General features: G+C 60.7%; 18 protein-coding genes. 10 read left to right on the top strand and 8 right to left on the bottom strand.

Annotated elements, in window-relative coordinates; translation table 11 throughout:
- Positions 1-64 precede the first annotated feature (64 nt).
- From pyc to ABOK31_RS16140, 3 genes are all read left to right on the top strand, one after another.
- The gene (pyc, locus tag ABOK31_RS16150) at positions 65-3526 is read left to right on the top strand and encodes a pyruvate carboxylase (protein WP_349956683.1); all 3462 of its coding nucleotides are present in this window, start codon (positions 65-67) and stop codon (positions 3524-3526) included.
- A 76-nt stretch (positions 3527-3602) separates the two neighbouring features.
- On the top strand, positions 3603-4424 hold the full coding sequence (locus ABOK31_RS16145) for an MBL fold metallo-hydrolase (protein WP_349956682.1): 822 nt from the start codon (positions 3603-3605) through the stop codon (positions 4422-4424).
- A 97-nt stretch (positions 4425-4521) separates the two neighbouring features.
- Positions 4522-4980, top strand: a complete 459-nt coding sequence (locus tag ABOK31_RS16140; protein ID WP_349956681.1) for a GNAT family N-acetyltransferase — start codon at positions 4522-4524, stop codon at positions 4978-4980.
- A gap of 7 nt (positions 4981-4987) precedes the next feature.
- On the opposite strand, the gene ABOK31_RS16135 is transcribed toward ABOK31_RS16140, so the two are convergent.
- The 4 genes from ABOK31_RS16135 to ABOK31_RS16120 form a co-directional block, all read right to left on the bottom strand.
- Positions 4988-6232, bottom strand: coding sequence for a multidrug effflux MFS transporter (locus ABOK31_RS16135; RefSeq protein ID WP_349956680.1), 1245 nt, complete (start codon positions 6230-6232; stop codon positions 4988-4990).
- Positions 6233-6497: 265 nt separating this feature from the next.
- Positions 6498-7259, bottom strand: coding sequence for an amino acid ABC transporter ATP-binding protein (locus ABOK31_RS16130; RefSeq protein ID WP_174173294.1), 762 nt, complete (start codon positions 7257-7259; stop codon positions 6498-6500).
- A complete protein-coding gene (locus ABOK31_RS16125; protein ID WP_349956679.1) occupies positions 7256-7936 on the bottom strand; it encodes an amino acid ABC transporter permease in 681 nt (226 codons plus the stop codon). Before ABOK31_RS16125 ends, ABOK31_RS16130 begins: the two co-directional genes overlap by 4 nt.
- Positions 7937-8021: 85 nt before the next feature.
- Positions 8022-8795 (bottom strand): amino acid ABC transporter substrate-binding protein, encoded by a 774-nt coding sequence (locus ABOK31_RS16120; protein ID WP_349956678.1) that lies wholly within the window; start codon positions 8793-8795, stop codon positions 8022-8024.
- A 393-nt stretch (positions 8796-9188) separates the two neighbouring features.
- Here ABOK31_RS16120 and ABOK31_RS16115 point away from each other — a divergent pair, with 393 nt between their 5' ends.
- Together ABOK31_RS16115 and ABOK31_RS16110 are read left to right on the top strand one after the other, a co-directional pair.
- Positions 9189-10256, top strand: coding sequence for an SGNH/GDSL hydrolase family protein (locus tag ABOK31_RS16115; protein WP_349956677.1), 1068 nt, complete (start codon positions 9189-9191; stop codon positions 10254-10256).
- Positions 10210-11322, top strand: coding sequence for an acyltransferase (locus ABOK31_RS16110; protein ID WP_349956676.1), 1113 nt, complete (start codon positions 10210-10212; stop codon positions 11320-11322). The genes ABOK31_RS16115 and ABOK31_RS16110 overlap by 47 nt, the downstream gene beginning before the upstream one ends.
- Positions 11323-11518: 196 nt before the next feature.
- On the opposite strand, the gene ABOK31_RS16105 is transcribed toward ABOK31_RS16110, so the two are convergent.
- Entirely contained in the window at positions 11519-12091 is a 573-nt protein-coding gene (locus tag ABOK31_RS16105; RefSeq protein ID WP_349956675.1) for a TetR/AcrR family transcriptional regulator, read from the bottom strand.
- Between the two features lie 144 nt (positions 12092-12235).
- On the opposite strand from ABOK31_RS16105, the gene ABOK31_RS16100 reads away from it, so the two are divergent.
- Positions 12236-12598, top strand: coding sequence for a DoxX family protein (locus tag ABOK31_RS16100; RefSeq protein WP_174173300.1), 363 nt, complete (start codon positions 12236-12238; stop codon positions 12596-12598).
- Positions 12599-12787: 189 nt separating this feature from the next.
- Positions 12788-13366 (top strand): flavodoxin family protein, encoded by a 579-nt coding sequence (locus tag ABOK31_RS16095; protein ID WP_349956674.1) that lies wholly within the window; start codon positions 12788-12790, stop codon positions 13364-13366.
- A 145-nt stretch (positions 13367-13511) separates the two neighbouring features.
- Here ABOK31_RS16095 and ABOK31_RS16090 read toward each other — a convergent pair whose 3' ends face one another.
- Positions 13512-14384: an EamA family transporter gene (locus tag ABOK31_RS16090; protein WP_174173302.1), complete on the bottom strand. Its 873-nt coding sequence runs from the start codon at positions 14382-14384 to the stop codon at positions 13512-13514.
- A 352-nt stretch (positions 14385-14736) separates the two neighbouring features.
- On the opposite strand from ABOK31_RS16090, the gene ABOK31_RS16085 reads away from it, so the two are divergent.
- Positions 14737-15936, top strand: a complete 1200-nt coding sequence (locus ABOK31_RS16085) for an MFS transporter (protein ID WP_349956673.1) — start codon at positions 14737-14739, stop codon at positions 15934-15936.
- A 141-nt stretch (positions 15937-16077) separates the two neighbouring features.
- Entirely contained in the window at positions 16078-17331 is a 1254-nt protein-coding gene (gene ispG / locus ABOK31_RS16080; protein WP_349956672.1) for a flavodoxin-dependent (E)-4-hydroxy-3-methylbut-2-enyl-diphosphate synthase, read from the top strand.
- A gap of 24 nt (positions 17332-17355) precedes the next feature.
- On the opposite strand, the gene ABOK31_RS16075 is transcribed toward ispG, so the two are convergent.
- Both ABOK31_RS16075 and ABOK31_RS16070 read right to left on the bottom strand, forming a co-directional pair.
- Positions 17356-17997, bottom strand: a complete 642-nt coding sequence (locus ABOK31_RS16075) for a LysE family translocator (RefSeq protein WP_349956671.1) — start codon at positions 17995-17997, stop codon at positions 17356-17358.
- 251 nt (positions 17998-18248) lie between these two features.
- Complete coding sequence (locus ABOK31_RS16070) at positions 18249-19163, bottom strand: polyprenyl synthetase family protein (RefSeq protein ID WP_349956670.1); 915 nt, start codon at positions 19161-19163, stop codon at positions 18249-18251.
- Between the two features lie 217 nt (positions 19164-19380).
- Between ABOK31_RS16070 and mtgA the strand changes: the two genes are divergently transcribed.
- A complete protein-coding gene (gene mtgA, locus ABOK31_RS16065; protein ID WP_174173390.1) occupies positions 19381-20091 on the top strand; it encodes a monofunctional biosynthetic peptidoglycan transglycosylase in 711 nt (236 codons plus the stop codon).
- The last annotated feature ends 31 nt before the right edge of the window (positions 20092-20122 follow it).

Below are 20122 nucleotides of genomic sequence, written 5' to 3'. Positions count from 1 at the left end.
AAGAAGTTAAGAATTCTCTTCGCGGGTGCAGCATTGCCCGTTTCGATGCCGTGAGGAGACAGCATTGCCCATTTCCAAGATCCTGGTTGCCAACCGTTCCGAAATCGCCATCCGCGTATTCCGCGCCGCCAACGAGCTTGGCATAAAAACGGTGGCCATCTGGGCCGAGGAAGACAAACTCGCGCTGCATCGCTTCAAGGCCGACGAGAGCTATCAGGTCGGCCGCGGTCCGCATCTTGCCCGCGATCTCGGGCCGATCGAGAGCTATCTGTCGATCGACGAGATCATCCGCGTTGCCAAGCTTTCCGGTGCCGATGCCATCCATCCGGGCTACGGCCTGCTGTCGGAAAGCCCGGAATTCGTCGATGCGTGCGATGCCGCCGGCATCATCTTCATCGGCCCGCGCGCCGATACGATGCGTCAGCTCGGCAACAAGGTCGCGGCCCGCAATCTCGCAATCTCGGTCGGCGTGCCGGTCGTGCCGGCCACCGATCCCTTGCCTGACGATATGGCTGAAGTCGCCAAGATGGCGGCTGAGATCGGCTATCCGGTGATGCTCAAGGCTTCCTGGGGCGGCGGCGGGCGCGGCATGCGCGTCATCCGCTCCGAGGCCGATCTCGCCAAGGAAGTGACGGAAGCCAAGCGCGAGGCGAAGGCCGCCTTCGGCAAGGACGAGGTCTATCTCGAAAAGCTCGTCGAGCGCGCCCGCCATGTCGAAAGCCAGATTCTCGGCGACACGCATGGGAATGTCGTGCATCTGTTCGAGCGCGACTGTTCGGTCCAGCGCCGTAATCAGAAGGTCGTCGAGCGCGCACCGGCCCCCTATCTCAGCGACGCGCAGCGTCAGGAGCTGGCGTCCCATTCGCTGAAGATCGCCAAAGCGACGAATTATATCGGCGCCGGCACCGTCGAATATCTGATGGACGCCGATACCGGCAAATTCTACTTCATCGAAGTCAATCCACGCATCCAGGTCGAACATACGGTGACCGAAGTCGTCACCGGCATCGATATCGTCAAGGCGCAGATCCATATTCTCGACGGCTTTGCCATCGGTACGCCGGAATCGGGTGTTCCACGCCAAGAAGACATCCGTCTCAACGGCCATGCGCTGCAGTGCCGTGTGACGACGGAAGATCCGGAACATAACTTCATCCCGGATTACGGCCGCATCACTGCCTATCGCTCGGCCTCGGGCTTCGGCATCCGTCTCGACGGCGGCACCTCCTACACCGGTGCGATCATCACCCGTTATTACGATCCGCTGCTGGTGAAGGTGACGGCTTGGGCGCCGAACCCGCAGGAGGCGATCGCCCGCATGTACCGTGCGCTGCGCGAATTCCGTATTCGCGGCGTGGCGACGAACCTCACCTTCCTCGAAGCGATCATCACGCACGAGAAATTCCGCGACAACAGCTACACGACGCGCTTCATCGATTCGACGCCGGAACTGTTCCAGCAGGTCAAGCGCCAGGACCGCGCCACCAAGCTTCTGACCTATCTCGCTGATGTCACCGTCAACGGCCATCCGGAAACGCGCGGTCGTCCCGCGCCCTCGCCGAAGGTTGCCGAGCCGGTATTGCCCTATATCGACAGCAATATTCCCGACGGCACCAAGCAGCTGCTCGACAAGCTCGGCCCGCAGAAATTTGCAGAATGGATGCGCGGCGAAAAGCGCGTGCTGATGACCGACACGACGATGCGGGACGGTCACCAGTCGCTGCTGGCGACGCGCATGCGCACCTACGATATCGCCAGCGTCGCCGGCACCTATGCGCGCGCCCTGCCGCAACTGCTGTCGCTGGAATGCTGGGGCGGCGCCACTTTCGACGTTTCCATGCGCTTCCTGACGGAAGATCCGTGGGAGCGTCTGTCGCTGATCCGCGAGGGCGCGCCGAACCTGCTCCTGCAGATGCTTTTGCGCGGCGCCAACGGTGTCGGCTATACCAACTATCCCGACAATGTCGTGAAATACTTCGTCCGCCAGGCGGCCAAGGGCGGCATCGACCTCTTCCGCGTCTTCGATTGCCTGAACTGGGTCGAGAACATGCGCGTGTCGATGGATGCCGTTGCCGAAGAGAACAAGCTCTGCGAGGCGGCGATCTGCTATACGGGCGATATCCTCAATTCCGCCCGCCCGAAATACGATCTGAAATATTATACCGATCTCGCCGTCGAGCTGGAAAAGGCCGGCGCCCATATCATCGCCCTGAAGGACATGGCGGGCCTCCTGAAGCCGGCGGCGGCCAAGGTGCTGTTCAAGGCGCTGCGCGAGGCGACCGGCCTGCCGATCCATTTCCATACGCATGACACGTCGGGCATTGCGGCCGCAACCGTGCTCGCGGCGATCGATGCCGGCGTCGATGCCGTCGATGCGGCGATGGATGCGCTGTCGGGCAATACCTCGCAGCCCTGCCTTGGCTCGATCGTCGAAGCCCTTAAAGGCTCCGAGCGCGATCCCGGCCTCGATCCCGAATGGATCCGCCGCATCTCCTTCTACTGGGAAGCCGTGCGCCACCAGTACGCCGCCTTCGAAAGCGATCTCAAGGGGCCGGCCTCGGAAGTCTATCTGCACGAAATGCCCGGCGGTCAGTTCACCAATCTCAAGGAACAGGCCCGTTCGCTGGGCCTGGAAACCCGCTGGCACCAGGTGGCGCAGGCCTATGCCGACGCCAACCAGATGTTTGGCGATATCGTCAAGGTGACGCCGTCCTCCAAGGTTGTCGGCGATATGGCGCTGATGATGGTGAGCCAGGATCTGACGGTTGCCGATGTCGAAAACCCGGCCAAGGATATCGCCTTCCCGGATTCGGTCGTTTCCATGCTGAAGGGTGATCTCGGCCAGCCGCCGTCCGGATGGCCGGAAGCGCTGCAGAAGAAGGCGCTGAAGGGTGACAAGCCCTATGTCGTTCGCCCCGGCTCGCTGCTGGCTGAGGCCGATCTCGATGCGGAGCGTAAGGTCATCGAGACCAAGCTGGAGCGCAAGGTCGACGATTTCGAATTCGCCTCCTACCTGATGTATCCGAAGGTCTTCACCGACTATGCGTTGGCAGCCGACACCTATGGTCCGGTCTCGGTGCTGCCGACGCCGGCCTATTTCTACGGCCTGAAGGAAGGCGACGAGCTCTTTGCCGAAATCGAGAGGGGCAAGACGCTCGTCATCGTCAACCAGGCGATGACGGCGACCGATGAGAAGGGCATGGTCACGGTGTTCTTCGAGCTCAACGGCCAGCCGCGCCGCATCAAGGTGCCCGATCGCGCCCATGGCGCGTCTGGCAGTGCTATCCGCCGCAAGGCCGAGACCGGCAATGCCGCGCATGTCGGCGCGCCGATGCCAGGCGTCATCTCCACGGTCTTCGTTTCGCCCGGCCAGGCGATCAAGGCCGGCGATGTGCTCGTTTCCATCGAAGCCATGAAGATGGAGACGGCGCTGCACGCCGAAAAGGACGGCACGGTCTCCGAGGTGCTGGTGCGCGCCGGCGACCAGATCGATGCCAAGGATCTGCTCGTCGTCTACGGCGCCTAAACGTCCATAAAGATACGAAAGGGGCCGGCATCGATCCGGCCCTTTTTTGTGAAGCTTTTCTGGCGGAGGCGCAGCCATGACTGATCGTTCCCTGCATATCGGGCAATATGACGTTACCCTCCTGCTCGATGGCCTCTTCGAGGCGCCGGCGGATGTGTTGATCCACGCAGATGGCGATGCTGCAAGGCAGCAGGCGATCGCAACCTGGGGCAAGCCGACGCTGCAGGTGGATGTGAACTGCTTCCTCCTGCGCGGACCCGGCGGCGCCATTCTGGTCGATGCCGGCACGGGCACGTCCTGGGGGCCGAAATACGGCCATGCGCGCTCGGCATTGCATAAAGCGGGTGTTTCGCCGGATGAAATCCAGGCCGTTTTGCTCACCCATATCCATGGCGACCATGCTCTCGGCTTGCTCGATGGAGACAAGCCGTATTTCCCCTCTGCCGATGTGTTCGTGCCGGAGCGTGACCTTGCCTTTTTCACCGATCCAGTGGTGCGCGAGGCGATGCCGGAAGCGCGGCGGGGTGGCTTCAAGGCGGCCGAACAGCTGCAGAGCGTCTACGGGTCGAGCATAAGGCGGATCGGGGCTGGCGAAGTGCTGCCTGATATAGAGGTGCATCCGCTGCCGGGTCATACGCCCGGCCACACTGGCTATCTGCTGCGCGGTGACGACGATTCTCTGCTGATCTGGGGCGATACCTTGCATCTGGGGGACCTGCAGCCGATCGATCCGAAGATCGGCCTCGCCTATGATCTCGATCCGGAGCAGGCGGTTAGAACCCGGCAGATTGCTTTGGAGGATGCTGCCCGCGAAGGCTGGATCGTCGCCGGCGGCCACATCACCGGCTTTGGGCGCGTAAAGCGGGAGCCGAAGGGCTACAGGATCCTGTCGGCGTGAGACCGATGCCGGCAAGGAAATTGGCCATCTTGCGTGGTTCCACGAAGACCGTGAGAAACGCCGCGAAAGACGTCTGGGTGCTATCGGAGGTGGAGGAGTGACGGAAGCGATTTCCTTGCGGGCGGCAACGGAGGCCGATGTCGACGCCATCCGGGCGTTGACGCGTGAGGCTTACGGCAAATGGGTGCCTCTCATCGGCCGCGAACCGCTGCCGATGACGGCTGATTATGCCGAGGCCGTGCGCAAGCATCGCATCGATCTCGTGGAGGTGGGTGGTGAGCTTGTGGCGTTGATCGAGATAGTGCCGGCCTCGGATCATCTGTTGATCGAGAACGTCGCGGTATCGCCGCGACATCAGGGGCAGGGTATCGGCAGGAGACTGCTTGCCCATGCGGAGCAAGTCGCGGCCACGCTTGGCCTGAAAGATATCCGGCTCTACACCAACAAACGTTTTGCCGAGAATGTGCAGCTCTATCTTAGGTATGGCTATGCGATCGACCGCGAGGAGCCGCTGAAAGACGGCTTCCTCGTCCATATGAGCAAGAATATCGGATAAGCCGCAATTACCTCCGTTTGCCGATCAAGGCTGCCCAGATTGCCGCCAGCAGGGCGAGCAGTGCGGATGCCAGCATCAGCGTGAAAAGCGTATGGATCGTTGCCGATTGCGCGATGAAAACCCCGCCGATCGACCCGATGAGTGCGCCGCCAGCAATCCGCATGGCGGCGGCAAGCCCAGCGGCTGTGCCGACCATATCCGATCGGACCGACATGGCGCCGCTGTTGGCGGCCGGCATGGTGAGGCCATTGCCTATGCCGATGAAGACGCAGGGGCCGAAGAACGCCAGAACCTCCGTCATGCCCCACAGCGACAAAGCGAGGCCGACTGTCAGGCCGATGCAGGTCAGCAGCCGGGCAACGACGAGGATCATGCCGAGCGGAATTCTTGCCCCGTAGCGACCGGCGAGATAGCTGCCGAGAATGAAACCGGCGGGAACCAGGCCCATGTAGAAGCCGAGCCTGGCGCTCGAGCCGCCGAGCGTGTCGCCTATCGTGAGCGGCGCTCCGCCGAGGAAGATATAAAGCACGCCCATCGAGCAGGCCATGCAGAGCGTATAGGCCCAGAACCGCGCCGAACGCAAAAGCAGCGCATAGGAGGCAAGATAATTCTTGTGCGCGGCAGATTTTGGCGCCCTCGAGCCTCTTAACTCGCGCGTGGAGAGGAGGAAGGCGGCAATGCCGAGGATCGCGAGGACGACGAAGCTGGCGCGCCAGCCGAGAAGCTCGTCCAGCGAACCGCCGAACAGGGGGCCGACCATGGGAGCCAGCGCCCACCCCATGGCGAGATAGCCGAACTTGCTGGCGGCTTCCCGATCGTCAGATGTTTCCTTGATGATGACGAGGGCGACGGAGTAGCAGGGGCCGATGCACGCCTGCATCATGCGGCACAGCAGGAAGATGCCGATGTTCGGAGCGAGAACGCAGCCGATCGACGCGATGATGAAGATGGCCAGCGCCATCAGGACGACTGGCCTGCGGCCGAAACGATCCGATATCGCGCCGCCGATGGCTTCCAGGGTTGCGGTGACGATGGAAAAGCCGGCGACGGAGAGGTTCACGAGGGCGAAATCGGCGTGGAATGCCGATGATATCTTCGGCAGCGATGGCAGGATCATGTTGACTGGCAGCACGGCTAGGGCCGAGAGCAGGATGAGGGTCGTCAGCCTAGGCTGCACGGCGGCTCTTTCGGTGGTCGTGTCGTTGTTGGTTTGCTTGGCTGAGGGGTCGATGCGGCTTTCGGTGCGCGTCATGGCCTTGTCCGTCATATGGGTGGAAGGTCGAGGGAGATCTGACGAGGCGCCGCCCGCAATCCGGGCAATAAAAAAGGCCCCGTCAGGAGCCTGCTTACCGCGCATGGGTGCTTTCGCCGGATGGTTACACCATCCTGCCCATGCGCCTTCCTACCACTACGAGAACGAGTGCCGTATTCATGGCATTAGAGCTAACCGCAAAGCCGCATGCCGTCAATGCGCGGCTTTGTCCAAAACTGAGGCCGTTTTAACTCAGGTTGCCGGCTCAGATGTCGTAGCTGAGCCCGGAATTCAGCGTCGAGATGAATTGCTTCGTCCGCTCCTGCGAGGGGTTGGAGAAGATGTTGCGCGACGAGCCGGTCTCGACGATGTTGCCCGCTTCCAGGAACACCACGTTGTTGGCGATCTTCGAGGCAAGGCGCAGGTCGTGCGTTGCCATGACCATGGTCGTGCCTTCGTTGGCGAGCTTGCCGAGGACATCGACCACTTCGGCCGCCAGTTCCGGATCGAGCGCCGAGGTCGGTTCGTCGCAGAGCAGCACGCGCGGTGAGGGGGCAAGCGCCCGGGCGATGGCGACGCGCTGCTGCTGGCCGCCCGAAAGCGTCGAAGGCCAGGCATCCATCTTGTGCGCCATTCCCACCTTGGTCAAAAGCTCGACGGCGCGGGCGCGGGCCTTGTCGGCCGGCCAGCGCAATACGGTCGTCAGGCCCTCCATGACGTTTCCGATGGCGGTCTGATGCGGAAAGAGCTGGAAATTCTGGAAAACCATGCCCGTCTGCCGGCGGATTTTCTGGATTTCCTGCCAGGACGGCTTTTTGCCCGGCTGGAAGGTGGCCGTCTCCCCACCGATGCGGATCGTGCCTGATGTCGGGATTTCAAGCAGGTTGATGCAGCGAAGCAGCGTGCTCTTGCCGCCGCCCGAGGGGCCTACGAGCGCCGTCACCGTTCCCTCCGGGATCATCAGGTTGATATCCTTGAGGATGACGTTGTCACCGAAGCGCTTTTCGATATGCGATAGCTCGATCATGCCTGTGCCTCCAGCGTGCCGCCGGAGCGGGCGAAGCGGCGTTCGAGGTAGCCCTGCAGCGTCGACAGGAAGGTGCTGAGCACGAGATAGATGATGGCGGCCTCGATATAGAGGATCAGCGGCTCATAGGTCGTCGCCACGATGCGCTGTGCCGCCTGGAACAGCTCCGGCACGGTGATGGCGGCGGCAAGCGACGTGTCCTTGACGAGCGAGATGAAGGTGTTCGACAGCGGCGGCACGGCGACGCGCGCTGCCTGCGGCAGGATGGTGCGGCTCATGGCCTGGCGCCAGTTCATGCCGATCGAATAGGCGGCTTCCCACTGGCCCTTAGGCACGGAAGAAATGACGGCGCGGATGATTTCGGACGTATAGGCGCCGACACTCAGCGTAAAGCCGATCACGGCGGCCGGAAAGGCATCGAGCAGGATGCCGAGACTCGGCAGGCCGTAGAAGATGACGAAAAGCTGCACGAGCAACGGCGTGCCGCGGATCACCCAGACATAGAAGCGGGCGATCGCCACCAGCGGCGGCGGGCCGAAAAGCCTGACGACGGCGGTGAGTAGACCGAGTAGCAGACCGAGGACAAAGGTAATCAAGGTGAGCGGGATGGTGAAGACGAGCCCTGCCCAAAGCAGTGTGCCCAATGACTCCCACATCAGTTGCAACCAATGCTCCACGGAGAAGCCTTTCGATAAGAGAATGCGTCCGGAGGTGACCCCGGACGCATCTTTTTCACAGTTTTATGTCGCTGCCTATGCCTTCTTACTTCGAAACATCCTGTCCGAAGTATTTCTGCGAGATCTTGTCATAGGTGCCGTCGGCCTTGATATCGGCCAGCGCCTTGTTGATGGCGGCCAAGAGTTCCGGCTCGCCCTTGCGGATGATGACGGCGGAGAAATCGGCGTTGGACTGCTGGGCGACGATCTTCACCGGCGCATCGGGCTTGTGCTTCTTGAAATCGAGGAAGGAGAGGCTGTCGTTGATGGTGGCGTCGGCGCGGCCGGTCAGCACGAGCTGGATCGACTGGTCGAAGCCGTCGGTGCCGACGAGTTCGGCGCCAGCCTCGGTGGCGATCTTGCCGAAGTTGCTGGTCAGCGACTGTGCGGACTTCTTGCCCTTCAGATCGGGGAAATCCTTGATGTCGGTGTTGCTGTCCTTGACGATCAGCACGGCCTTGGAGGCGATGTAGGGCTCGGAGAAATCATACTTCTTCTTGCGGGCTTCTGTGACGCCGACTTCGTTGATGACGGCATCGTAGCGGTTGGCGTCGAGGCCGGCGATCAGGCCATCCCACTTGCCTTCGAGGAACTGCGCCTTGACGCCGAGTTTGGAAGCGATCGCCTCGGCGATCTCGACATCGAAGCCGGTGAGCTTGCCGCTCTCGTCATGATAGGTGAAGGGAGCGTAGGTGCCTTCCGTGCCGACCTTGAATACACCGGCCGACTGGATCGCCTTGAGGTTTTCGCCGGCATGGGCGGGGAGCAGGAATGCAGCCTGCACGAGGGCGGCGGCGGCAACAGTCTTCAACCAGTTCATCGTTCTCTTCCGTTTCTGGAGCGGTTTCATTCAATGTCGCATACATCGCAGAAAAATTGCATCGCGAAAGCGTAGAAAACTGCGAGATAAATGGGCAATTGCGAATATTTTTCTCAAGAGGTTGGGATTGTGCCGCTGCGAGAGCCGCCGTGTCCGTCTATCCTCAATAATCGCTGATGGACGATGACGTGAGGGAGCATGGTGACAATTCTCAACACTGCCCTATGTCGTCATCTGATTATTGTCTTGGGTATGCCATTCTTCGTGCAAGGCATGCGCGTCGACGAGTGCATCCTGGCGGCTCGAAACGAGACACCGCCGGCGATCAAATTGCATTTCTATCAGAAAGCGAAAATACAAGAATTGATCTGACACAGCCGAAGAGGTGGGGAATTGCCTATCGTTGCGCGCTGGCGGCCTTGGCCGGTTACCAGGCTTGATGTCGCGGTTGCGTCTCTCTTTCTGGTTTTGAGTACAGCCCTGCCGACCTTTGCGGCGGAAACGATCGAACGGCCGTCGAAATGGATCGGTCGCGTTGCAACCAGCGATGCGGCGTTTGGCTGGCCCGGCAGCGGTTTTGCGCTGCGCTTCGAAGGCACATCGCTCTCGGTTACTCTCGTTGATACCGGGCAAAACAGCCTGGAGATCGAATTGGACGGCGCTCCCCAGCGCCTTGATCTGCAGGCGGGGCAGCACCGATATCAGCTTGCCGATGGTTTGCAGCAAGGCGTGCATAGTGCTCGTGTGATGCGTCGCACCGAAGGATGGAATGGCGATACCATATTCGTTTCCGCCGAAACCGATGGGTCGTTCCTCCCAGCGATAGCATCGACCGAAGAGATGGTGGCAATAGGCGATTCCATCACTGCGGGCTACGGCGTCGAGGGTGTCGGTCCCGGATGTCAATTTACACCCGGGACTGAAAATCAATATCTGACATATGCTGCCGTCGCAGCGCGTAGCCTCGGGATGGAGCTTACGACGCTCGCGGTTTCGGGAATTGGCCTTTCGCATGCTCGCAAGGGCACGAAAACCATGCTTGACGTCATCGACAACGGGACGTTGTTGAGAAGCGCTACGCCCGGTCCTCCTGACGAGCGTGTTTCCGCGGTGATTATCAATCTAGGGACGAACGACTTTTCGGACGGCAAGAATCCCAGCGATTTCGGCGGGGAATACGCCAAGCTTCTCTCCAAGCTCAGATATCAGTTTCCAAAAGCGTATCTCTACGCCGCGCTCGGTCCGATGATGCCACAGAAGGATTTCGATACGGCCGAGAAGGCCATCAAAGCCGTCGTTCAGACGAGCGTCGCGAAAGGCGAAAGCCGCCTTCGCTATCTGAGCTTACGCGTCAAACCGAAGGATTTTGGATGCAATTGGCATCCGAGCCGCAGCACCCAGGCGGCAATGGCGGATGTGTTGGAACAAGCAATCAAAGCGGATCGGGGCCGTCATGGTTAACGGGCAGATGCTTCCCATTCGGCGGCCAAACTCGAAGCAATTGGACTCTCTCCAGTTTCTCCGGTTTGTGGCCGCCTTCTCAGTCGTTCTCTTTCATTTCGGGCGTACTCTTGTGCTCGAGTACCATGTCGATCGCAATTATTTCGACATGGGCGCCGTCGGCGTCGACATTTTCTTTGTCCTCAGCGGCTTCATCATCAGCTACTCCTCCGATCCGGGCCGCGGGCTTGTCTATTTCGCACGCAAGCGCGTTGCGAGAATAGTTCCGCTCTATTGGTTGCTGACGCTGGTGATCGTCTTGATCGCGCTTGTGAAGCCCGACCTGCTCAATTCGACTGTGGTGACCGTGGACACGGTGATCAAATCTCTTCTTTTCATCCCTTATCAGAAAAGCGGAGGCGCCATACAGCCGATCCTTTTCCTGGGCTGGACGCTCTGTTACGAGGTGTTTTTCTACGTAATCTATGGCGCCTGCCTGATCTTCGGCGCCAGGGCAACCTGGTTCGCCTCCGCGGCTATCTTCTTCCTGATCGCGCTGCATGCGATTTGGCCGGAGGGATCCGTCGAATGGCGCTTCTATACAAGTCCGATATTGATCGAATTCGTTCTCGGCATGATGCTCCACAAGGCATATTCGGCCTCCGGCGCCATCAGGAGCGGATCGAATGCCGCCGCCGTTGCGCTCGTTCTCCTGGCATGCGGGGCCTACTTTTTCATTGTGACATTCGCCGGTCCCAGTCTGTTCGCCTCGAGCCTGTTTGCGGTCCTGTTCGTTTCAGGCTTCCTGCTCATGCGGATGCCGTCCGGGAAAATATGGGCCATTCTGGTTCTGCTGGGAGACGCGTCCTACTCGCTTTACCTCATTCACCCCTACACGTTTCAGCTTCCGGTCAAATTGCTGGGCAAGCACCTCTCCCTACCCGCTGCGACGGGAATATTGGCGCTAGCCACGCTTTGCACGATCGGGATTTCGGTGGTGCTTTTCAAATTCTTCGAACGGCCGATGCAGGCCTTTCTGATGCGGCGGCCGCAACCTGTCGAGCGGACTGCTGCTGCGGCGGAGTGAAATCCGAGGTCTCGATGCGGGTCGGAAGCGTCGCTCGCCAGGCAATCCTCGCTTGCGCATGCCTTCGAAGAGAGCGAGCTGGAGGGCACTTCCGCTTTCCGGCCCGACGCGCCCAAATTCAGGGCTTAAGCCCTTCGCCTCGTCCCCCGTTCCCAAAGCCATTTGTGCGAGATCATATCACCTGCAACATCTGCCCTCAGCGCTGACCCGATACCATCTGCATGACGAGGGTGATCCGTTGAGACCGGAAAGCGGGTCTTATTCTGCCGTGGCGCTCAAGCTCCGCCAATCCGTGAAGTGCCGCCCAGAAAGTTTCAGTTGCGGTATCCACGTCCTGGGCGAACGGCGCGATCACCGTCGCCATGGCTCCGAAGCCCTCACGGAGCTGTGCCGGCGTATCCGACCTGGCGAAGCGGAGACCGGTTGGAAGGATAAACATCGCCTCGTACATCGCCGGCCGGGCAAAAGCGAAATCGAGATAGGCTGTCGCCACGCTCTCCACTAACTCCCCGGGTGTGGACGATGGCCGGATCGCGGCGCGCAGTATCACGGCCAACTCGCCGAAGCCTTCGAGCGCGACCGCTCCGACGATTTCATCGCGATTTTGGAAATGCGAATAGAGAACCGGCTGACTGTATTCTATCTCGTCGGCGAGACGCCGGATCGTGACCGAAGCCCAGCCGTCGCGTTCCGCAATCGTCCTTGCCGCGACAACGATCCTGCGTTCACGTTCGTCCCTTTCCCGGGTCTTGCGTTCGCTGATGCCCACGTTGTTCCTCTATCTCCATTTGCACGATTTCTCTGACGTTATGGCTATCAAAAAGAACGTCGATTGACAAACTAGCATTGCTAGAATATATGATAACGCTATAATAATTTGCCGCGATATGGCTCGCCGGAGAAGAGAATATCCATGAATCTTCCAGTTCAAATTTTCACGGGTCCAACGATGCTCAATACCGTCCTTGTCTGGCTGTCCGCAGCGGCGTTTCTCGCTGGTGCCATCGTCAATGCGACGGGCCATCAAAAAATCCGCGCGGGCTTCGTGCGCCTTGGATTTCCGTTCTGGTGGTGCTGGGTCACGGCTGCCCTTGAGCTCTTAACCGCAGTGCTGTTGGTCATAGCCGGCATCCGATACATCGGGGTCGCGTTAGGCGCCTGCATCATGCTCACCGCGATCGTGGCTATTGTCCGTGTCCGGAATTATCGGGAACTCCCGCCGCCAATGCTGTTCCTGCTGCTGCTGATACTAGCCGATATCAGCGGCTACGCCTGAGCATTTCAGGGCAAACAGAGGCGATACATATGAGAGCCAGCGTGCAACCGGCTGGATAATGCTCTCCATCGCCGAGCATCGGGTGCCATCCAAACTTCAATCACAAACACATCTGAAGGAACGTGTCGGACGGAGCGAACTCGCTTCCGGACAGCGCAAAGCAACGGCCTGAAGGAGGCCAAGATCACCATGTCGAATCGTACAGCAACTACAGTCGTCGTCTATCATTCAGGCTACGGTCACACCCAGCGGATGGCGGAAGCCGTTGCCGAAGGCGCGGGCGGTACGCTTCACGCCATTGACGCCGACGGCAATCTTTCAGATGACGGATGGGCTGCGTTGGACGCTGCTGACGCCATCATCTTCGGATCGCCGACGTACATGGGCGGCCCGAGCTGGCAGTTTAAGAAGTTTGCGGACACTTCCTCGAAGGCTTGGTTCACCAACAAATGGCAGGACAAGATTTTCGGCGGCTTCACCAACAGCGCCAGTCTGAACGGCGACAAGCTCAACACTCTCGAATATTTCGTTCTTCTGGCGGGACAGCATGGCGGTCTGTGGGTCAGTCTGGGGATGAAGCCAGCGAATGTGAAGGCGTCGAAGCGGGACGATGCAAACAGGATGGGATCATACATCGCGCCAATGGCGCAGTCCGATGCCGACGCAGCTCCGAGCGAAATGTCGGTCGGCGACCTCGAGACTGCTCGCGTTTACGGCGAGCGCGTGGCACGCGCCGCACGGCGGTTCGCACCGGCTCAGGCCGCCTGATGCGTTAACTCTCGAGACGCAAATGGCTGATGAATCCGGCGGACAGGACGGTCGTTTTCAATGCTAAACAACCATGTCGGACCGTGAGCATATCCAACTGATGCGGCAATGCTCGCGAGTCCGGCAATCACCATACACTCTCGCGTCAAGCCGTAGCCGTCCTTCGCTTCATCCGCTCGCTGATAATGATGATGAACCCGGCGCTCAGGATCAAAATCGCGCCGATGAAGGTGTTGGCGCCGGGGATGTCGCCCCAGATCAAGTAGCCGAGCAGGAAGGCCCAGACGAGCGAGGTGTATTCGAATGGCGCCAGCACCGAGACAGGCGCCTGGCGCATGCCTTCGAAGAGGGCGAGCTGGCCGGCGCCGGCGATGATGCCGGTCAAGGCAAGCAGGACGATCTGGAAGGGTGTCGGCGTGTGCCAGTGGGCGATTGCCATGCCGGCTGTCAGGATGATGAACATGATGTTGGAAACGGCCATCTGGATATGGCTCTTCTCGTGCAGCGCGGTTTTCCGCAAAAGCACCATGCCGCATGCCCAGAGGACAGCCGCCTGCAGCGCCAGATAGACCGGCCAGGAGATCGATAGTCCCACGGGATTGGAGGCGATTACCACGCCGCAGAAGCCAACGCCGACGGCCATCCAGCGGGCGACGGTGACCCTTTCCCGCAGCACGATGGTCGCCAGGATCGTGCCGACGATCGGTGCGGCGTAATAGAGCGTCGTCACCTCGGCGAGCTGCAGATAGGAGGCGGCCGAATAATAGGAAATCCAGGCGATCAGGATGATGACGCTGCGCACGATCATCGGCTTGATGATCGGCGAGCGCGCCACCTTGCGGACCAACGACGGGCCTTCGAAGACGAAGCAGCCGGCAAGAATGGTGCAGCTTCGGATGAACAGGACCTGCCAGACGGGGATGGAGGCGACGAGCAGCTTCACCGCCGAATCATGGGCGGTGAACAGCATGTAGGCAAACACCGTAAGCAGGATGCCATAGCTGATGGGGTTTTTCACGGGGATGCACCAGAGGATGACCCGACTCGGGGTCGACTGAATAATCTTTCAGGCCTCAACCGATAGGAGCCTACTTTTTCGGCGTCAATAGGACATTTTGCCAATGCCGTGCGTATATGAATGATTTATTCGGGGTTGTGGCGTCTTTGCCTCCGTTCTACAGCGTTGCGCGTTATATATGACGCGCAAAGGCGGCTTAGCACATTAAAGCTGCTGCATAATTCCCTAAATCGATCCCGCTTTAGGGAATTATCAGTAACAGACGGAGACGAAATGTGACCATTTCAGTCTTTTCGGTCGTTGTGATTTCAATCGATTTAAATAGACTGCGGCGCTGATTTGGGGGGATATCATGGACGATAGGGCTGGATTCGAGGGTCTCGAGGTGCGCAGGACTGGATTTTTCACAAAATCGCGTGCGGCCGTTTCGTTGATGTTTCTCCTGAATGGCTTCATGGTCGGCTGCTGGGCGCCGAAAATCCCGGAGTTTGCCGAGCGGCTGCAGCTTTCGAAATTCGAGCTCGGCCTGATGATCCTCGTCTTCGGTATCGGCTCGCTCGTCATGATGCCGCTCGCCGGCGCGCAGATCGCCGTGCGCGGCTCGCGCGTTGTGGTGCGTGCCTTTGCAGTGCTGCTGCTGCCGATGATCCTGGCGCTTACGCTGGCGCCGAACGTCTGGACGGCGGCGATCGCGCTCTTCCTCTTCGGCGGTTTCATCGGCGCGATGGATGTGGCCATGAACGCCAATGCCGTCTCGGTCGAAAAATCCATGCGCCGGGCGATCATGTCCTCCTGCCATGCCTTCTGGAGCCTCGGCGGCCTCCTGGGCTCGGCAATCGGCGGGCTGCTGATCTCGCGCCTGGGCATTCTCGGTCATGCCGAGGCCTCGACGGCTCTCGCCGTCCTTTTCCTGGTCGTCGCCTGGCCGATGGTGTTTGGCGACCAGCCCCATCCTGACGAGGCCAAGCCGAAGGCGAAGCTGCCGATGATCCCGCTGCCTTGGCTGCTTGGCATAGTTGCGCTGTTCTGCATGGTGCCGGAAGGTGCCGTGCTCGATTGGAGCGCGCTCTATCTCGGCCAGGAAAAGGGGGCATCGGTCGCGCTATCAGGTTTCGGCTTTGCCGCCTTCTCGGCCACCATGGCGACCATGCGCTTTGCCGGTGATTTCGTCCGCGACTGGCTGGGCGCTGTGCGCACGCTGCGCGTTTGCACGGTCTTTGCCATCGTCGGCATGCTGACGGCAGCACTCGCGCCGAATGCGGAAATCGCCATCCTCGGCTTTGCACTCTGCGGCATCGGCATTTCCAACATGGTGCCGATCGCCTTTTCGGCTGCCGGCAATATTCCGGGGCTGCAGCCGGGCATCGCCATTTCGGTCGTCACCACGCTTGGCTATTCCGGCATGCTGGTCGCGCCGTCAGCGATCGGCTTTGCCGCCGAGCATGTCGGCTTCTCGCCCGTCCTGATGGCGCTGCCGGTGCTGTTGCTCGTCGTGCTCGCCTTGTCGTCGCTGGCGCGTTACGCCGACGGCATCGGCGAGAGTGAGCATTAATTTCGTCGCTTTTGCCCGCTAACGGCTAAAGTCAGTCCGATCAAAAGAGCCAGATTAAAAGAGATTGACGCAGCGGTTGACAAGGACCGCTTGGTGATCCACCTGAAAGGCACCCCTTTCAAAGGCCTGCGAGAGTTTTCCATGTCGTCCGCCAGTGATTTCGATCCGAAACCGCGCCGTTCCTCCGTTGCCGTCGATGTCGGCGGCGTGATCGTCGGCGGCGGTGCCCCCGTCGTCGTGCAGTCGATGACCAATACCGACACGGCCGATGTCGATTCGACCGTCGCCCAGGTCGCTGCGCTCTACAAAGCCGGCTCGGAACTCGTGCGCATCACCGTCGATCGCGATGAAAGTGCTGCCGCCGTGCCAAAGATTCGCGAGCGGCTGCTGCGCCTCGGCATGGACGTGCCGCTGATCGGCGATTTCCATTATATCGGCCACAAGCTGCTTGCCGATCATCCGGCCTGCGCCGAGGCGCTGGCGAAATACCGCATCAATCCCGGCAATGTCGGCTTCAAGGACAAGAAGGACAAGCAGTTCGCCGAAATCATCGAGATGGCGATCCGCTACGACAAGCCGGTGCGCATCGGCGTCAACTGGGGTTCGCTCGACCAGGATCTCCTGACCGCGCTGATGGACAAGAATGCCGCCGAAGGCTCGCCTCTGTCGGCCCGTCAGGTGACGCGCGAGACGATCGTGCAGTCGGCGCTGATCTCGGCCGATCTTGCCGAGGAAATCGGCCTGCCGCGCAACCGCATCATCCTGTCGGCCAAGGTCAGCCAGGTCCAGGACCTGATCGCCGTCTATTCCATGCTGTCTGAGCGCTCCGACCATGCGCTGCATCTCGGCCTCACCGAAGCCGGCATGGGCTCCAAGGGCATCGTCGCCTCGTCCGCCGCCATGGGCTACGTGCTGCAGCATGGTATCGGCGACACGATCCGCGTTTCCTTGACGCCGGAGCCGAATGGCGATCGCACCCGCGAGGTGCAGGTGGCGCAGGAGCTGCTGCAGGTCATGGGCTTCCGCCAGTTCATCCCGGTCGTCGCTGCTTGTCCCGGCTGTGGCCGCACGACCTCGACGGTCTTCCAGGAACTGGCGCAGAACATCCAGAACGACATCCGCAAGAACATGCCGGTCTGGCGTGAGAAATATCCGGGCGTCGAGGCGCTGAACGTTGCCGTCATGGGCTGCATCGTCAACGGCCCCGGCGAAAGCAAGCATGCCGATATCGGCATTTCGCTCCCCGGCACGGGTGAGACGCCGGCCGCCCCCGTCTTCATCGATGGCCAGAAGGCGATGACGCTGCGCGGTCCAAACATCGCCTCCGATTTCGAGGCGCTGGTAACCGACTATATCGAGAAGCGGTTCGGCCAGAAGACCGTCGCGGCGGAGTGATCCGCCGCTCGAGCTAAGGCCGGATCATATATTGCTCGTCAGCAGCTTGATGCCGGCGAAGCAATAGAAGCCGGCCATGGCGCCCTCGATCCAGCGGCGCGCATTGCGATAGATTTTCAGCGCATGCGGCGTCGAAAACAGGATCGCATAACCCATGAACGCCAGGAAGCCGGTCACACCGCAGACGCCGATGATCAGTATCGCGACCGAGCCTGGTGCGCCCTGCGGCATGCCGAGCGCGATGATGGCGAGCCAGGCGAAGATGGCCTTCGGGTTGGTGACGTGGATGCCATAGCCGCGCAGGACCAGCGATTTGAAGCTGGGCGTTTTCGGGCCTTCGGCGGCGGTCGGCAGGTCGCCGCTGGCGCGGACGGCGCGGAATGCCTTGTAGGCGAGGTAGAGCAGATAGAGGCCGCCGAAGATTTTCAGAACTTCCAGCGCCATCGCATAGGTCTGCAGCAGCGTGGCGAGACCTGCCGCCGCGGCAATCGCCCAGGTCAGCGATCCCCCGAAGATGCCGAGCGCCAAGGTCATGCCGGCCTTGCGGCCATGGGTCATCGATGTGCCGATGATGGCCATGATGGCGGGGCCGGGGCTGACGACGGCGACGATGTAGGCGATATAGGCCGGCAGGATTTGCGGCAGATAGGCAAGCGTTTCGCGCATGGAGACTATTCCCGGGGGGCGTTGGCCGGCGCGGAGAATTCTGCGTCTAGAGGCCAGTTCGGGACGGGAATGTGTCACAAAATGCAGCGGAAATCACCCGGCAACGCCCGGCAACGCATGGATTCTTGTTATGGTGACATTCCGGAACTGAATGGGTAGCCGTCATTGAACGGATGGCAGATGCCTATCGCCGCCCCGGTCTGAAGGTCAGTCGCTTGCCGTCAGGCAACACCATGTGGAAGTCTTCGGGGTCAGCTCTTGCGGTTTGCGACGAAGCGGGCGGTTTCCGTCAGGACATCCGCCTTGTCGCCATAGCCGGATAGCAGGTCAGCGGCTTCGCCGATCAGCCTTGCGAGCGCTGTTTCTGCCCATTCCTGGCCATGCAGGGCGACCAGCGTGCCCTTGCCCCGGGCGGCATCCTTGCCGGTTGCCTTGCCCATGGTGGCGGTGTCGGCTGTCAGGTCGAGGAGATCGTCGGCCAGCTGGAAGGCGAGGCCGATCTTTTCGCCGAACCTCCGGAGGCGCTTGCGGTCTTCAGTCGAGGCGCCTGATATGATGGCGCCGGCCTCGCAGGCAAAGCGGATCAGCGCGCCTGTCTTCATCGCCTGCAGCGTCGTGATGCCGCTTTCGTCGGGCGTTTCTTTCTCCGCGGCGAGATCAAGCGCCTGGCCGCCGGCCATGCCGCCGACGCCGGCTGCGCGTGATAGCGCCAGCACGAGCGCCATTTTCCGATCCGCCGGCAGCTCCGTTTCAGGGGCGGCGATAATATCGAAGGCATAGGTCAGCAGGCTGTCGCCGGCAAGAATCGCCGTTGCGTAATCGAAGGCGATATGCACCGTCGGCTGGCCGCGGCGCAGGTCGTCGTCGTCCATGGCAGGCAGGTCGTCATGGACGAGGGAATAGCAGTGCACGCATTCGAGCGCCGCGCCGACCCTGAGCGCGGCCTCTGCATTGCCGCCGAGGAGCGCCGCAGATTCCATGACGAGGAAGGGCCGCAGCCGCTTGCCGCCGTTCAGGACGCCATGGCGCATCGCACTCAGCAGTCTGTCGGGGCGAACGATCTCGTCATTGAGGCTGGTGTCGGTCAGCAGCCGGGCCAGCAGTGCTTCGGTCTTGCCGGCATTGTCCCTGAGGCGCTGTTCGAATGAGGTATCGGTGCTGTCCATGGCGGCTGTTTGGCATGAGAGGCGGTTGCTGGCAACGAGAATTGTCAACAGCCGGGTGGGGAATTGCGCCGCACTCTGGTCATCGCTTTGTGTAGACGGTATGACGAGTGCAGCATCAGAGCGTTTCCCGGATGGACTAAGGCTGTACCGGGCTGGAGCGACCGTGGACGTCAGGCATTTGGACATATCGACGGACAATGAGGAGGAGGAAGCCGAGGTGCCGCGACGCTCCTCCCTGTTGGCGCGCTTCAGAGACCGTCCATTCTGGCAGCGCATCGTCCTCGTCCTGATCGGCCTTTTGCTGCTGCCCTACGTCTTCATCGTCTTCTACCTGCTGCCGTTCATCCATCCCGTTTCCACCCTGATGATAGGCGATGCCGTCACCTTTCAGGGATATGACCGCCGCTGGGTCCCGCTCGATAAAATCGCGCCGGTGCTGGTGAAATCCGTCATGGTCTCGGAGGACGGGCAGTTTTGTTTTCACGGCGGCGTCGATTGGGGTGAGATGCGGGTCCTCGTCGAGGAGACGCTGAGCGGCAAATCCACCCGCGGCGGCAGCACCATCCCGATGCAGACCGTCAAGAACCTGTTTTTATGGAACAGCCGCTCCTTCGTGCGCAAGACACTGGAACTGCCGCTTGCTGTTTCCGCCTCGGCCGTCTGGTCGAAGCGTCGGATGATGGAGATCTATCTCAATATCGCCGAATGGGGGCCGGGCATCTACGGCATCGAGGCGGCGGCACGCTACCATTTCAAGGTGCCGGCCTCCAAGCTCACGGCACGCCAGGCTGCACTTCTCGCCGTATCGCTTCCCAATCCGATCGATCGGGTGGCAAGCAAGCCTGGACGGGGCCTCAGCCAGCTCGCCTCGTTGATCCAGCGCCGCGCGCGGAACGCCGACGCATATATCAAATGCCTTTATGATTGAGATCAGAACTTGTCGTTCGATCGGCTTGTTG

Origin of the sequence: Rhizobium sp. ZPR4 (assembly GCF_040215725.1) — a bacterium.
Lineage (GTDB): Bacteria > Pseudomonadota > Alphaproteobacteria > Rhizobiales > Rhizobiaceae > Rhizobium > Rhizobium rhizogenes_D.
This window is presented reverse-complemented; position numbering and strand designations above follow the sequence as displayed.

Excerpts from the sequence above, each read along its gene's own strand:
- ABOK31_RS16145 (WP_349956682.1), top strand. The coding sequence starts at position 3,603 with ATGACTGATCGTTCCCTGCATATCGGGCAATATGACGTTACCCTCCTG.
- ABOK31_RS16135 (WP_349956680.1), bottom strand. The coding sequence starts at position 6,232 with ATGACGCGCACCGAAAGCCGCATCGACCCCTCAGCCAAGCAAACCAAC.
- ABOK31_RS16130 (WP_174173294.1), bottom strand. The coding sequence starts at position 7,259 with ATGATCGAGCTATCGCATATCGAAAAGCGCTTCGGTGACAACGTCATC.
- ABOK31_RS16120 (WP_349956678.1), bottom strand. The coding sequence starts at position 8,795 with ATGAACTGGTTGAAGACTGTTGCCGCCGCCGCCCTCGTGCAGGCTGCA.
- ABOK31_RS16110 (WP_349956676.1), top strand. The coding sequence starts at position 10,210 with ATGTGTTGGAACAAGCAATCAAAGCGGATCGGGGCCGTCATGGTTAAC.
- ABOK31_RS16100 (WP_174173300.1), top strand. The coding sequence starts at position 12,236 with ATGAATCTTCCAGTTCAAATTTTCACGGGTCCAACGATGCTCAATACC.
- ABOK31_RS16095 (WP_349956674.1), top strand. The coding sequence starts at position 12,788 with ATGTCGAATCGTACAGCAACTACAGTCGTCGTCTATCATTCAGGCTAC.
- ABOK31_RS16085 (WP_349956673.1), top strand. The coding sequence starts at position 14,737 with ATGGACGATAGGGCTGGATTCGAGGGTCTCGAGGTGCGCAGGACTGGA.
- ispG (WP_349956672.1), top strand. The coding sequence starts at position 16,078 with ATGTCGTCCGCCAGTGATTTCGATCCGAAACCGCGCCGTTCCTCCGTT.
- ABOK31_RS16075 (WP_349956671.1), bottom strand. The coding sequence starts at position 17,997 with ATGCGCGAAACGCTTGCCTATCTGCCGCAAATCCTGCCGGCCTATATC.
- ABOK31_RS16070 (WP_349956670.1), bottom strand. The coding sequence starts at position 19,163 with ATGGACAGCACCGATACCTCATTCGAACAGCGCCTCAGGGACAATGCC.